Source organism: Alphaproteobacteria bacterium (assembly GCA_033344895.1).
GTDB lineage: Bacteria > Pseudomonadota > Alphaproteobacteria > UBA8366 > Aestuariispiraceae > Pacificispira.
Window position 1 is genome coordinate 1,318,920 of the sequence record JAWPMN010000001.1, and the last position, 13,329, is coordinate 1,332,248.

Consider the following 13,329-nt stretch of genomic DNA (forward strand, 5'->3'; position numbering starts at 1 on the left):
AATGGTGGGATTCAGGTATTTTTCTGGCGATGGCTGACGACAAGAAGGCCGTTCTGCGGCGCCTTTCCGATGATGAGACACGCGCACGCCGAGCTGCGGCGATTGCCAAGCTGGGCTATTGGGACGCCGATTTCGACGGCAACATCCTGCACCACTCCAGCGAGTATATTAGCGTGCACGGCCTGCCGACCGACACGCTGATCACGCGTCAGGAACAGATCCTGGCACTGGTCCATCCCGACGATCTCGAACGTGTGATGATCGAGTTCGAAATGGTCGACCGGGAAAGGATGGCCTATTCGACCGAGTATCGGATCATCCGGCCCGATAACGGTCAGATCTCTCACATTCAGGAAATCGGCGAGATCGCGACCGACGAGACCGGCGCCGTGATCGGGCATACCGGCACATCTCAGGACGTGACGGAACAGCGTCAGAACCAGGCGAAGCTGGAACGCGCGCTGGCGGAATCCGAAACCAACCTGCGCTCCCGCGACCTGTTTCTGGCCAATATGAGCCACGAATTGCGTACGCCGTTGAATGCCATCAGCGGCTATGCCGAACTGCTCACCATGCTGGATGCGACGCGCCTCACCGCCAAGAAGGCGAACGGGTATGTCTCCGCCATCCTGCGCGCGTCCCAGCATCTGACGAATATCATCAGCGATATCCTGCTGCAGGTCGAACTTCAGCGCGACATGCGGCCGGCGGAGCATCAGTCGGTCAACGTGGCGGAGTTCATCGACGACGCCATCGGCATTTCCGGCCTGCGTCTGGAACCGGATTTTGCCAATATCGAAATCGACATCGAACCGGCGGACGCGGTCGCCCGGTTCGACACACGCCTGATCAGTCAGGCACTGATCAACGTTCTGGGCAATGCCGTGAAATATGCCGGCCTGGACAAGGGGGTGACCGTCGGATTCCGCCCGGATTCCGCGGGGTTCTACCTGTTCGTCGAAGATCACGGCGACGGCATGTCAAAGCTGGAGGCTCAGCGCGCGCGGGAACCCTTCTTCCGGGGCGCGCAGGCCGTCCGCAAGGCCATTCCCGGAACCGGTCTGGGCCTGTCCCTCACCCACCGCATCATGGCCCTGCATGGCGGACGGATGGAGATCACGCCGGTCGACGGCGGCGGGACGCGCGTGACCCTGTACTTCCCTTCCTGAGCCGCTTTCCCGCAAAAACCTTCCGTAATTCTGCCATTGCGTTACCCTAGGGGCGGGCTCAGGAGGACTAGCGGGGGAAGGGATATGGACGCGACACCGCGGTACCGGGTCATGGTGCGCCTGGCAGGCCTTGTCGGGCTTTGTGCCCTGATCCTGGCCTTTTCCGACGGGGCGCTGGCCGAACGCCGGCTGGCTCTGGTGATCGGGAACGGCGCCTATCAGGTCGGGCCGCTGGAAAATCCGACCAATGATGCGGGCCTGATGGCGGAGACGCTGATATCCGCCGGCTTCGACGTCACCCATCTCGAAAACCTGGGCTACCGGGACCTGCAGCGGGCGGTCGTCAGTTTCGGGCGCGACCTGAAGGCCGCGGGGCCGGATACCGTCGGCATGGTGTTCTATGCCGGTCACGCGGTGCAGGCGGATGGCGAGAACTACCTCATCCCGATCGATGCCAATATCCAGGATTCGCTGGATCTGCGCATTACGACCCTGGAGGTCTCCACCCTGATGGCCAGCCTGCGCGCCGCCGGAAACCGTTTGAATCTGGTCGTCCTGGATGCCTGCCGCAACAACCCCTTCCCATCGATGAGCCGTTCCGGCTCGCGCGGTCTGGCAAAGATCGAGGCCGCCTATGGCACGCTGCTGGCATTTTCCACGGCACCCGGCGAAGTCGCGGCAGACGGGTCGGGCCGCAATTCGCCCTATACGGCGGCCCTGGCCAGGGCCATCCGTACACCGGGCCTGGCGGTGGAGCATGTCTTCAAGCGGGTCCGCGTCGATGTGATGGAGCGCACCGGTAACCAGCAGGTGCCCTGGGAGAGTTCCTCCCTGACCGGCGACTTCATCTTCATCGACCGTCCACCGGAACCGGTCGTTGCCGCACCTCAAGCGCCCGCCGTGCCGGACAACACCGCGGAAATCGAATACTGGAAAAGCGTTGCGGCCAGCAACGACCCGGCTGCGATCCAGACCTATCTGGACGCTTATCCCGGTGGCCTGTTCGCCAATCTGGCTCAACAGCGGATCCAATCCCTGCAGACCAACCAGGCCCTGGCAGCGCGGACGCAACATGAGGCCGCGGCCCGGGCCGCCTGGGACGCGGTGAAGGATACCGACGACCCGGCCCTGCTGCAGTCGATCGTGGAGCGCTACGGCGATACGGTCTATGCGGAAGTCGCACAGGTAAAACTCGACAGTCTGCAGCAGGTATCTGACGCCCAGGCCGCGCTGGATCGGGCCGCGACGCAGCAGGCGGCGCTGCCCCCTCCTGCCGCCCCCCCGGGTCCGCCGCCATCGGACGGGCGCCTCCTGTATCAGGGCAAGTTCATTGCGCAACGGAACTGCTATGGCGGCGGGACCTGGTGCGGCGGCAGCAGTACCTTCGACATGGATATCGAAATTATCGGCACGGCGGTAACCCTGAAACTCAGGGGGCACGGCACCGGACTGACCCTGAAGACGAACCTGCGGGACAACCGCTTCGTCAGCACGAAATACATCAACGGCGTATCGGGGAGCGAGGCCTTCTTCTTCTCCGGCACCCGTATCAACGATGAATTCCGGGTGGAAGTAACGCGAGGTTCGACCGTACCCATTTTCTCCGGCACTGCCGCTCGCGTAACGCCGGCCGCCACGACAGCGGCCGCGCCAGGTGCCGGCAATAGCCAGCAGGCGGAACTGCTGTTCTGGGAGTCGATCAAGGACAGTTCGAACCGCGCGGATTATCAGGCCTATCTGGACCGTTTCCCGAATGGCGTCTTCACCACGATTGCGCGCGATCGGGCCGCGAACGGATACGCCCCCCAGGTCGCCGCCCTGTCCCCGACCGCCGCACCGCCGCAGCACCCGCTGGACGGCGACTGGATCCTGACGGTGGAGACCACGATCCCCAATCCTCAGGCCCAATGGTGCCGCTGGGAAGAAGGTGTTGAGGAGGTCGTGACCTTCGAGGACGGGAATCTGGACACACGGGTCAAAACCAACATGGGCAAGAGTGCCCAGATCAAAATGTCGCTGTCCGAAGGCGGTGCGAGTTACTTCGCCAAGCCACAGGGCTGGGGACAGCACCTCTTCTACGGCGACCTCGATCGGCAGGGCGACTTCTATCAGGCCGAAATCTTCATCACCATGTCGAATGCGCGCTGCAAGCAGACGATCACGCTGCGTCGCCCCTAGCGTCCGCCCCGGACTTTAACCTGACCGTCACGCCTTTCCGGCGAAGTCGGTGTTTCATTTCCCATGCGACTCCGGTTAACTCAACGGGCATCTGAACTGGAGCATCGTCTTGCCGCTGTCGATTGATTCGGGTTTCGTCCGCTCGCGAAAGGTCGCTGCGCTTGCAGAATACTGGCGGGCGAAATGTGATGGCGATGCATGGCCGACCCGCGGCGATCTTGCGCCCACGGATTTGAAGGACCTGCTGCCCAATATCGTCCTCAGCGAAGTGACCCGCGAACCTTTGAAGGTCTACTATCGGCTGGTCGGAACCCGCGTTGCCGAAATGTCGCGACTGGATTTCACCGGCCGCTGGCTGCATGAAATGACCCCGGCCGCCGTCGACCCCGGTATCTGGCACAGAGGGTACCAGATGCTCCTGGAAACCGGGCAACCGGTCTTTGGCCGGACGGGAATCCCGATCGCGGAAGGCAGCGAGATCATGCTGGAGGAGGAGTTCGGCCTGTTTCCTCTTGAACTGGGGGTGCCCGACCGGTTCCAATGTGTCGCGGTGGAGGATTACGGTGACGCCCAGCACATCGACCCGGAAATCCTGCGCGCCATGCAGCCGCGCTGACCGCACCAAACCGATGCGCCGAGGCCTTCGCCCGGACGCGCGCAGAGGGAGGAAGACCATGTCCGATATCCAGGGATTGCACCACAACGCCTATCGCTGCCGCGATTCCGAAGCGACCCGTGCCTTCTACGAGGACTTCCTCGGCCTGCCGCTGGTCCACGCCTTCGAGATCCAAGAAACGAAGACCGGTCGCGAAACCCGAGTTCTGCACAGCTTCTATCAAATGAAGGACGGGTCCTGCCTCGCCTTCTTCGAGGTTCCCGGATCGCCCTTCGATTTCAAGGATCAGCACGATTACGACCTTCACATCGCGCTGCAGGTGGATCGCGAAACCATGGTCGCGATGTTTGAGAAAGGGCAGCAGGCCGGCATCGAGACGCGGGGGATCGCCGACCATCACTTCATCGAATCGATCTATTTCCGCGATCCGAACGGCTATGTCATCGAACTGACATGCCCTACCGAAGCCGGGGTCGACATCCTGCGCCGGGCAAAGGGCAAGGCGCACGACATTCTGGCAAACTGGCAAGCGACCAAACCGTCTGAATGACGCGGGCGTTGCCCCGCCTCAGCCGCCGGGAATGGCGTCGCCGGAAAAGAACGCCTGGAATGCCTTGGTCCGCGCGGCCGGGGAGGATTCCTGTTCGAAATGGCGCAGCAGATCGGACATGCTGACCACCCCGATGATGGCACCGTTCTGCGCCACGGGCATGTGACGGAACCGGCCGGCGGTCATGCGCTCGAAAATGTCATGCGGATCGTCGGTCGGCAGACAGGTCTTCACCGCCGTCGTGGCGATTCCCGAGACCGGTCGCTTACCGTAGTCGCCACCACCGACGGCGACGTCATGGACGATGTCGCGTTCGGAAATCACGCCGAACAGGGATTCATCCTCGTTCAGGACCAGAAGGAATCCGATCCGGTGTTCGGACATGATCTCGGCGGCATTCTGGATGCTGTCCGACGGCGTCACGTTCAGCGGTTTGGGACGGCCTTCGATGATGGTCGCTATGGTCATGATCTTCCTCCCGCAACTCCTTTTCCTGTCAGGCCTAACGCGATGTCCTTCGTCAGGCAAAGAAAACCTTCGTGAACAGGACCCCGGCTAACGGACCACCGGCCCCTCGTTTCTGGAAAGCGCGTGACGGCCCGCAACGGCAGGTCCGATTTCCGGAACCGGTACCAGCCGCGGCCGGAACGTGACGCGCCGGGCCGGGGTCGCGGCATAAACCTGCTTGTGGGCTTCAACGAACAGGGCGCCGCCCAGGCGCGGACACCAGCGCCGACCGATCCGTTCCACGGCCGGACCGGTGCGCAGTATCAGGTCCCAGTCACTGGGCGGCATATAGAGCGCCCGAGTGGTCAGAAGCGGCTCGAACAGGCTGTCCTTCAAAAGCTTTTCCATCTGGTACTTGCTATATGGCTTGCCGTGCCCGAAGGGCGTCCGTTCGCTGCGCGCCCAGATGCCGCGCCGTGCCGGAACGACCGCCAGCAATCGCCCGTGCCCCGACAGGACCCGCCAGCATTCACGCATCATGGCGCGCAGATGTTCGCTGTTCTCCACCGCATGCACCAGCAACAGCCGGTCAATGGACAGATCCTCGAAAGGCAGCGAGGTTTCCTCCGCCAGGGCGACCCGATTCGGCTTGCCCCGCGGCCAGTGGGTCACGCCCTGATGCGCGGGCATGATCGCCATGATGCGGTTCGCCTCATTTTCGAACTGCTTCAGATAGGGCGTGGCATAGCCGATCCCGGCGATGGTACAGCCGGTGACGTCCGGCCAATGGGCACGAATCTCCGCCTGCACGAGACCGCGCGCGGCCTTGCCGAGCCTGCTTCGGTAGAAGCGGTTGAAATCGACGACGTCACTCCACATGACAGACACTATATCAGGGGAGAGGGGCCGACACATCCGCCGATCGCGTCACTTGCCAAACCGGCAGGCCCCGTGAAACTGTAGCGCCCCAAAAGGGAGAGTAGCCATGCTGGATATCCGCCAAATTCCCGTCCTGAACGACAATTACGTCTATCTGGTCCATGAAACGGAAACCGGATCGACCGCTGTCGTGGACCCCGCCGTCGCCGCCCCCGTGCTGGCCGAGGCGGAGCGTCTGGGCTGGAAGATCACCCATATTCTGAACACGCACCATCATGGCGACCATGTCGGCGGCAATATCGAAATTCAGTCCGTTACCGGCTGTCATATCGTCGGACCGCGCGCAGATCGCGACCGCATTCCGGGCATCCAGACCGAAATCGGCGATGGCGACAACTATCAATTCGGCGCGGCGACGGCGGAGGTGTTCGATGTCCCGGGCCACACCCACGGCCATATCGCCTACTGGTTCGCAGCCGACGATGCCCTGTTCTGCGGTGACACGCTGTTCGCCCTGGGCTGTGGACGGGTGTTCGAAGGCACGCATAGCCAGATGTGGGGCAGCCTGGCCAAGCTGCGCGCCCTGCCGGACAGCGCCCGTGTCTTCTGCGCCCACGAATATACCCAGGCCAATGCTCGATTTGCCCTCTCCGTCGATAGCGACAATGCCGCCCTGAAGGCACGCGCCGACCGGATCGATGCGATGCGGGCCCGGGGGGAACCGACGGTTCCGTCGCGGCTGGGGGAGGAGAAGGCGACCAATCCGTTCCTGCGGGCCGACGACCCTGCACTGGCGGCGGCCCTTGGCCTTTCCCGGGCAAGCGCCGCCGAAGTCTTTTCCGAAGTCCGCACCCGAAAGGACAATTTCTAGTCCGCGCCGAAACACCTCTTTAAGGAAAACAAGAATGAAACTGCTGTTCAGCGACACGTCTCCCTATGCCCGCAAATGTGCCGTGGTTGCGCATGAAAAGGGGCTGATCGACAGAATCGAGATTGAACGCGTAAACCCGTTCGAGACCGATTTCCACGAGTTGAACCCGCTGAACAAGGTACCCTGCCTTGTGTTGGAAGACGGTCCCAGCCTGTTCGACAGTCTGGTGATCTGCGACCATCTGGACCGGCTGGGCGACGGTGACGCCCTGATCCCGGCCGGCGGGGCCGACCGCGACCGGGTGCTGCGGCTGCATGCCATCGGCCAGGGCGTGACCGATGCGGCCCTGATCCTGCGGGCCCAGGTCATGCGCGATGCGAAACTGGATACGCCGCTGCCCAAGGACTGGTTCATCGACCGGCAATGGTCGGCGATACAGAAAAGCTGCAAGCTGCTGGATCAGGAAATCGACAGTCTGCAGGGCACGCTGGATCTGGGACAGATCTCCGTCGGAACGGCGCTGGGCTATCTGGATCTGCGTTTTCCGGAATCGGCCTGGCGGCATCACGCCCCGAAACTCGCGACCTGGTATGAAAGCTTCTCGCAGCGTCCGTCCATGCAGACGACGGCGCCCAAAGGCTGACCAGGCAACATGTCCGAGCCGACGGCACGAGAGATCGTCGACCTGCTGGGTCTGAAGCCGCACCCGGAAGGCGGCTGGTACAGCGAAACCTACCGCCATGACGGCGGCGAGGGTCGGCGCGGCGCATCCACGGCGATCTACTACCTGCTGGAAGCGGGGGATCAATCCGCCTGGCACCGCGTGACCGACGCCGACGAGGTCTGGCACTGGTATGCCGGGGCGCCTTTGGCCATGACCCTATCCCCGGACGGGCGCAATACGACGTCCCACCGCCTGGGTCCCGACCTGATAACGGGACAGCGCCCGCAACTGGTCGTCCCGGCCGGTCACTGGCAGACCGCAAAAAGCATCGGACACTGGACGCTGGTCGGCTGCACCGTGGCACCGGCCTTCCGGTTCGAAAGTTTCGAAATGGCCCCGCCGGACTGGCAGCCCGGCAGGGGACATCCGGACGGATCGCCGACATGACCTACGATCGCGTCGCATCCGCCCTGGCCGAGGTCGGCCTGGTGGCGCGGGGCGGATTTCATCCCGTGCCGGACGACGCGGCGCCGCCGACCTGTCGCAGCCTCATTCTGGTCGGCAATGTCGGTCCCGACTTCTGGCCGCGGTTCGAGGCGGAAAGGCGGGACGAACCGGACCCGCTTGACGCCTGGACGAAGCGCCAGGTGGACCGGGTCGCGGCGAGTGTCGGGGGCTGGGCCGTTTATCCATCCGACGGCCCTCCCTACTTCCCCTTCCAGCGCTGGGCCATGAAGTCGGAGCCGGTCCATCCGTCGCCGATCGGCATGCTTATCCATCCCGATTACGGCTTGTGGCATGCCTATCGCGCGGCCATCTGCCTGCATGATGCCGTGCCGCTGCCGGTCCCGGATACTCGGCCGAGCCCTTGTGAGACCTGTGCCGACAAGCCATGCCTGACCACATGTCCGGTCGGCGCCTTCAGCAGCAGCGGTTACGATGTCCCAGCCTGTGCCACGTATCTGCGCACCGATGCCGGTCAGAACTGCATCGATCACGGCTGCCGCGCCCGCCGCGCTTGCCCGGTGGCCGGACCGCATCTCTACGCCCCGGATCAGGCGGCCTTTCACATGCGGGCCTTCCTCGCCGCACGCGACTGACCCCCCGCCTGAGCGTTCCGTCAGGAAAATCCGTCCGACCCTTCGATAGCCGGTTCCGGAAGAAACCCGAACCGACCGATCGGAGGTCCCCATGCGCACCGACTTGTCCCCAATTCTGCGCCGCGCCGTGTTCGCCGCCCTTGCCGTGGCCACGCTGGGCGCCTGCACCCTGAACACCCAGAAACCGAGCGACGAGGGAATCGGATTCCGTACCCAGCGGTTCGAGGATATCGCCGCGATGCGCGAATATCGAACCTGCGTAGCCGACGCCGTCGAACTCGATCGCCAGGCCTATGCGACCCGCGCGACAGCCAAATACCTCGCCAGTGCACGCCTTCTGGAAAGCTGCGAAGCGCAACTTGGACCGTCCGCCGCCAATGTCGCCCCGGACGAGCGCATGCAGGCCTATGGCCTGGCCGTGCAGAACTACATCAAGGGCGGGGACGTCGATAAGGCGCGCGAAGCCCTGGCGCGGTTCGAAACCGCCTTTGCCGGACAGGACCTCTACTACGCCGATGGGTCTTCCTTCACCGACACGATGGGCGCCCTGCTGGGCCGCTACGACGGAACCGATTTCGGCCAGTTCTCAACCCTCAACGTCAATGCCGACCTGAAGGCGGAAATGCGCCGGGTCGCCTACTGGTCGAAGAACTGAGGAAAGGACATCGCCATGAAGTGCTTCCCCCATCCCAGGGATTGGCGGCCGGCAGCCACCGCACCGCTGGTACTTGCCGTCACCCTGATGTTGCAGCCGGTTCCCGCACTTGCCGCGACGGACAGCCCGAATTGGGCCCCGACGGCGTCGGAACGTTTAGTCAAACTGCCGACGGTCTATCTGAAGAAGTCGATCGACCGAGACTTTCAATCCTCCGGTCTTGCCGCGGCAATCCGCGACCGCACCGACGAGCTGGGCACCACACAGCAAACCATTCTGGAACTGCAGGACGCCATGGACATGGCTGAAGGCGATGTCCGTATCGAACTGAAGCATCAACTGCTTGCGCATAAGCAGGCCTTTGTTCAGGCGCTGGGAGCACGGATCGACCTTCAGCGTCGGGAAGCGGAGACCCGGGCGAGACTTTATCAGAACCTTCTGGACAAGATCTCCGCCGACGAGGCGGCGATGACGCCGGCGCGCCAGGAGCTGGTTGCGGCCCAGCAACTGGCGCGCCAGCGGTTCGAAAGCGCTATCGGCGATGTCGACATGGACGTGTTCGGCAGCGTCGCGGAAATGAGCCGCTACTCCGAAAAATATGCTGAAAACCGTGCTGCCATCGATGCGCTTTCCGCGAAGATCGCCGCCCATCCGATGAATCGCATGCCGGTTTTCGATGGGGAGGAAATGGATCGCAAGACCTACCTGCAGCGCCTTGCGGAAGACAGCCGCACCACGTTGGCCCTGCTGACCCAGGAAGAGGAACTGCTGGGCTATATGGGCAAGCTGGTCGCCCTGGATGCCATGGCCCTGCATGACGAAATCGCCACGGCCCAGGCGGAAGAACAGGGCCTTGATCCGGATCAGGCGGGGGTCGAACTGTCCGACGCCGCGCGCCTGTTCCTGAACTAACGCAAGGGAGTTCGAAACCATGCTGAAACATCTTCTGACATCCGCGGGACTTTCCATCGTCCTGCTGGCCGGGACGACCGCACAGGCGGCCGACACTCTGGAAAACCTGGAACGGGAGCGGGCGTTGACCGTTCAGACCCTGATCGACCCGGCCCTGGGCCCAGGAGAGCGCGCCGGAAAACTGGAGACGGCGATCCGGCGGCTGACCGACCTGGAACGCATGGCGATCCGGGATGACAGCCTGACCGGCGACACCTCCCCCGTCGTTCGGGTCGCGTTCAAGAACTATGACCTGACCTTCCTGGTGCATGGTTCCGTGGAGCGCAATGTCACCCTGATCGACCAGTGGATGGAACAGGTCGGGATCACCACCGACAGCCTTATGACGGCCCGGGTCGGGCGGCGTTACTGATGCGCACGCCGTCCCGAATCCCGGCCGAGGCGGCGGGACCGGTCGCACTGCGCGGCAGCTCAGTGCTGCTGGGCGTCGCGGTCCTGGCGCTCGCCGCCGGGGTGGCGGCGACGGATCTCGCCGCGTCGGACCTGCTGGACTGGCTCGCCGATACGCTGGGAATCGTCTTTCTGTCGCTGCTGGGCGCATTGTGCTTGGTCGCCTTCTGGGCCTGGATGCGCATCGTTCAGGATCACCCGCGCCGGGATTTCTGGCTGGAGGCCGGGCTACACGCCGCCGCCGCCATAGCAACGCTGGCCCTGACCTTCACCCTTCTGGGGATCAGCCTCGGGATCGGCACGCTGGCCGAGACCGATCTGACACCGGAAACCGTACAACAGGTTATCGCCCGGCTGACGGAACAGTTCAGTCTGGCCTTCATGACCTCCGTGATCGGTCTGCCGGTCTCCGCCGCCGTTCGAGCCCTGCTGCTGCTGACCGATCGCGCAGCCAGCAACGATTAGGAGTCCCCCGATGAAGTATCTCGTCTTCAACGCCGTCGTACTCTCCGCCCTGGGGTATCTTTTCGTCACGGAGGGGCGGATCGATCTGCCCCGTTTCACGGCAGATGCGCCGACGGTAAGCACAGCCCCCGTATCCGCAGGGGCCACTCCTCTCCCCGAGGCCACTGCACCGCCCGTGATGTCCCCATTGGCCGCCCCGGCCGCTGCTCCGGCAGACGCCCCGGCACCCACCCAGGCGGCGCCCCAGGAAGGGTTTTCAGATGCCCCGTCTGTCGAAACCGCCGCAGACGACGCGCCCATAGCGCCCTCTGAGGACGCCGGAGTATTCACTTCGCCGCCGGCCGCTTCCGTCCCCCTGCCGGACCTGCCATCCGTGGAGCCGGTGGAGACGCTGCCTGAAACCCGGATGGCGGCCGCGCCGTCCGAAGAAACTCCCGTGCGTCTGGAGGAAGGCGAGACCCTGATGTCGGGGCCGGAACGAACCCGCGAGTTGGACCGGCTGATCGAGGATATGGAGCTTTTCTATATCGAACGGATTGCCCGCTGAGCGGCGGCAATGGGAGGCGACATGCGGCAGAGAAATCGGGGCCCGGACATTGCAGTTGTCGCGCTGTGCCTGACTGCGGCCATCTTTCTGACGCTGTCGGCCTTCAGCGAGCCGCCGGCAGCAACACCGGTCGCGGCGCCCCCGCCGACACCCACCGACGCCACCCCGCCGGTTCTGCCTTCGGTACCGACAGCCCTCGTACTGCCGACGCCTCCACCGCCAGCGCCTACCCCGCAAGCCGCCGCCCAACCGGCCTCCCCCCGACCGGACACCCCGCAGCAGTCCCCGCAGTCGCCCCCGCAGTCGCCCCCGCCTGGCCCCTCGCTCGAGCCGATCACTGTGACGGCACTCAAACCCGACCTGGCGCGACCGGCGGCAATGCCCATCACACCGTTGACCGTGACACCGATTGAGGATCCTCCACCGGTGCAACCGCGTCCCGCGCCGCCCCCCGCCCCTGTGCCGGTCGCGCCCGTCGCCGCAGCGGAACCGGTTCGCGGTCCCGCCGAGACGGAGGTTGCCGTGTCGGATAGCGGGCCCAAATCCGCACCAGCACTGAGACGCGGGCGGGCCTTGCTGCGCCTGCTGGAACAGGGTGCGGGCCCGGATATCAGGATCGCCTGGCCAGAGGACGCCGCCAGCCGGGAGCGTCTCCATTCCGTGTTGAAAACCTGTTTCGGCATGGAGAGCGTTCTGATGGACCGGCAGGGCCGGCTCTATACCGCAACCGGCATTCCCGGGGCCGCCCAAAGCCCCGACACGAATCGTTACAGCGGATTCGTTCGGGTCGTTGAAGGCAGAATGCCGCTGCGGGAACGGGCCGACCTGACTGCCCTTTACGAACGCCACGGCCTGTCAGCCGGCGCCGTGCACGCGGTAAGGCTGTTTCCGCGCCGGGCGGATGCCATGCTCCTGGGCGGATTGTCGGAAATTCTGGGCGGCGCCCTGCCGAACGGACAGATGATCGCAGCCCGCTATGCATTGGAGGACAATGACGTCACGATCACCGACCTGCGGAGCACCGGCACACCCGTCCCTGGGACGGTGCGGCTGCAGGCGCGCCCCGGCTGCAGGGTATCGTCATGACCTGCCGCGTAAGCACCATCGTCGGATTGATCGCGCTGCTGGGCACGGCCTGCGTACCGGAACGCGAACGCCCTTACGGCAGCCCTTCCGAAATGCCCCGCGAGTTGGACCAAGGCACCGAGGTCAGCCTGTCGGAAGCCTATTTCACCGAATTGCCGGATTGCGTCACGCTGCTGCCGACCTCGAACGAGCACGCTTCCGATACCGGAGAGGCCTTCGCCGGGTCAGCGGTTCTGGAGGTGGCCCTGACGCGTCACGCCCGCGACCGGTTCCCCCGCGTTATCGGCGGCCCGGAGCGGCGGCGTCTCGTTGACAGGCTGCTCGTCGATCTGACGATACCGGAAGATCGAGCCTATTTCGCACACCGCATTCGCTGCCGACATTTTCTGACTTTCGCGCCGTGGGGTGGCGCGGATCTCTATGCGGTGACCTACAGTCGCAAGACCGTCGGCATTGACGCCCGGCTGATCGGCACACGCGACAGCCAGCCGCTATGGCAGGCGCGGCACATCGCCGTCCGATCGGACGGCACGCTGCCCCTGTCACCCCTCGGCGCGCTGATCGGGGCCTTCGAGGCCGCCCGTCTGGAAAGCGACCCCGACCTGCCGAAATCCATGGCCGATGACGTCGCGCGACGGTTGATCGCGACACTACCGGATCTCGGCATGGCGGCATCCTGGACGGAAACGGCACCCGGGGGCGTCCTCGGCTACCGCCCTGCGACGATGGACGATTGACGC

General features: G+C 64.3%; 17 protein-coding genes. 15 read left to right on the forward strand and 2 right to left on the reverse strand.

Annotation, left to right across the window (positions count from 1 at the left end; genetic code table 11):
* The first annotated feature begins 29 nt into the window (after window positions 1–29).
* The 4 genes from R8L07_06410 (at window position 30) to R8L07_06425 (ending at window position 4,513) form a co-directional block, all read left to right on the forward strand.
* The gene (locus tag R8L07_06410; protein MDW3205160.1) at window positions 30–1,169 is read left to right on the forward strand and encodes an ATP-binding protein; all 1,140 of its coding nucleotides are present in this window, start codon (window positions 30–32) and stop codon (window positions 1,167–1,169) included.
* Window positions 1,170–1,253: 84 nt separating this feature from the next.
* Complete coding sequence (locus R8L07_06415) at window positions 1,254–3,347, forward strand: caspase family protein (protein MDW3205161.1); 2,094 nt, start codon at window positions 1,254–1,256, stop codon at window positions 3,345–3,347.
* Between the two features lie 109 nt (window positions 3,348–3,456).
* Window positions 3,457–3,963 (forward strand): PAS domain-containing protein, encoded by a 507-nt coding sequence (locus R8L07_06420; GenBank protein ID MDW3205162.1) that lies wholly within the window; start codon window positions 3,457–3,459, stop codon window positions 3,961–3,963.
* Window positions 3,964–4,021: 58 nt separating this feature from the next.
* Window positions 4,022–4,513 carry a VOC family protein gene (locus R8L07_06425; GenBank protein ID MDW3205163.1) on the forward strand — a complete coding sequence of 164 codons (492 nt, stop codon included), beginning with the start codon at window positions 4,022–4,024 and terminating at the stop codon, window positions 4,511–4,513.
* Window positions 4,514–4,531: 18 nt separating this feature from the next.
* Here R8L07_06425 and R8L07_06430 read toward each other — a convergent pair whose 3' ends face one another.
* Window positions 4,532–4,981 carry a CBS domain-containing protein gene (locus tag R8L07_06430; protein ID MDW3205164.1) on the reverse strand — a complete coding sequence of 150 codons (450 nt, stop codon included), beginning with the start codon at window positions 4,979–4,981 and terminating at the stop codon, window positions 4,532–4,534.
* A gap of 87 nt (window positions 4,982–5,068) precedes the next feature.
* Window positions 5,069–5,839, reverse strand: coding sequence for a methyltransferase domain-containing protein (locus tag R8L07_06435; GenBank protein ID MDW3205165.1), 771 nt, complete (start codon window positions 5,837–5,839; stop codon window positions 5,069–5,071).
* A gap of 106 nt (window positions 5,840–5,945) precedes the next feature.
* Between R8L07_06435 and gloB the strand changes: the two genes are divergently transcribed.
* The 11 genes from gloB (at window position 5,946) to R8L07_06490 (ending at window position 13,326) form a co-directional block, all read left to right on the forward strand.
* Window positions 5,946–6,710 (forward strand): hydroxyacylglutathione hydrolase, encoded by a 765-nt coding sequence (gene gloB / locus R8L07_06440; GenBank protein MDW3205166.1) that lies wholly within the window; start codon window positions 5,946–5,948, stop codon window positions 6,708–6,710.
* 34 nt (window positions 6,711–6,744) lie between these two features.
* Window positions 6,745–7,353: a glutathione S-transferase N-terminal domain-containing protein gene (locus R8L07_06445; GenBank protein MDW3205167.1), complete on the forward strand. Its 609-nt coding sequence runs from the start codon at window positions 6,745–6,747 to the stop codon at window positions 7,351–7,353.
* A 9-nt stretch (window positions 7,354–7,362) separates the two neighbouring features.
* Entirely contained in the window at window positions 7,363–7,821 is a 459-nt protein-coding gene (locus R8L07_06450) for a cupin domain-containing protein (protein ID MDW3205168.1), read from the forward strand.
* Window positions 7,818–8,474 carry a ferredoxin gene (locus R8L07_06455; GenBank protein MDW3205169.1) on the forward strand — a complete coding sequence of 219 codons (657 nt, stop codon included), beginning with the start codon at window positions 7,818–7,820 and terminating at the stop codon, window positions 8,472–8,474. Before R8L07_06450 ends, R8L07_06455 begins: the two co-directional genes overlap by 4 nt.
* A 91-nt stretch (window positions 8,475–8,565) precedes the next feature.
* Window positions 8,566–9,129 (forward strand): hypothetical protein, encoded by a 564-nt coding sequence (locus tag R8L07_06460; GenBank protein ID MDW3205170.1) that lies wholly within the window; start codon window positions 8,566–8,568, stop codon window positions 9,127–9,129.
* Window positions 9,130–9,144: 15 nt separating this feature from the next.
* Window positions 9,145–10,041: a hypothetical protein gene (locus R8L07_06465; GenBank protein MDW3205171.1), complete on the forward strand. Its 897-nt coding sequence runs from the start codon at window positions 9,145–9,147 to the stop codon at window positions 10,039–10,041.
* A 19-nt stretch (window positions 10,042–10,060) separates the two neighbouring features.
* Window positions 10,061–10,453 carry a hypothetical protein gene (locus tag R8L07_06470; protein ID MDW3205172.1) on the forward strand — a complete coding sequence of 131 codons (393 nt, stop codon included), beginning with the start codon at window positions 10,061–10,063 and terminating at the stop codon, window positions 10,451–10,453.
* Window positions 10,453–10,956 carry a hypothetical protein gene (locus R8L07_06475; protein ID MDW3205173.1) on the forward strand — a complete coding sequence of 168 codons (504 nt, stop codon included), beginning with the start codon at window positions 10,453–10,455 and terminating at the stop codon, window positions 10,954–10,956. The genes R8L07_06470 and R8L07_06475 overlap by 1 nt, the downstream gene beginning before the upstream one ends.
* A 10-nt stretch (window positions 10,957–10,966) precedes the next feature.
* Window positions 10,967–11,503, forward strand: coding sequence for a hypothetical protein (locus tag R8L07_06480; protein ID MDW3205174.1), 537 nt, complete (start codon window positions 10,967–10,969; stop codon window positions 11,501–11,503).
* A 21-nt stretch (window positions 11,504–11,524) separates the two neighbouring features.
* Entirely contained in the window at window positions 11,525–12,589 is a 1,065-nt protein-coding gene (locus tag R8L07_06485) for a hypothetical protein (protein ID MDW3205175.1), read from the forward strand.
* Window positions 12,586–13,326 carry a hypothetical protein gene (locus R8L07_06490; GenBank protein MDW3205176.1) on the forward strand — a complete coding sequence of 247 codons (741 nt, stop codon included), beginning with the start codon at window positions 12,586–12,588 and terminating at the stop codon, window positions 13,324–13,326. The genes R8L07_06485 and R8L07_06490 overlap by 4 nt, the downstream gene beginning before the upstream one ends.
* The last annotated feature ends 3 nt before the right edge of the window (window positions 13,327–13,329 follow it).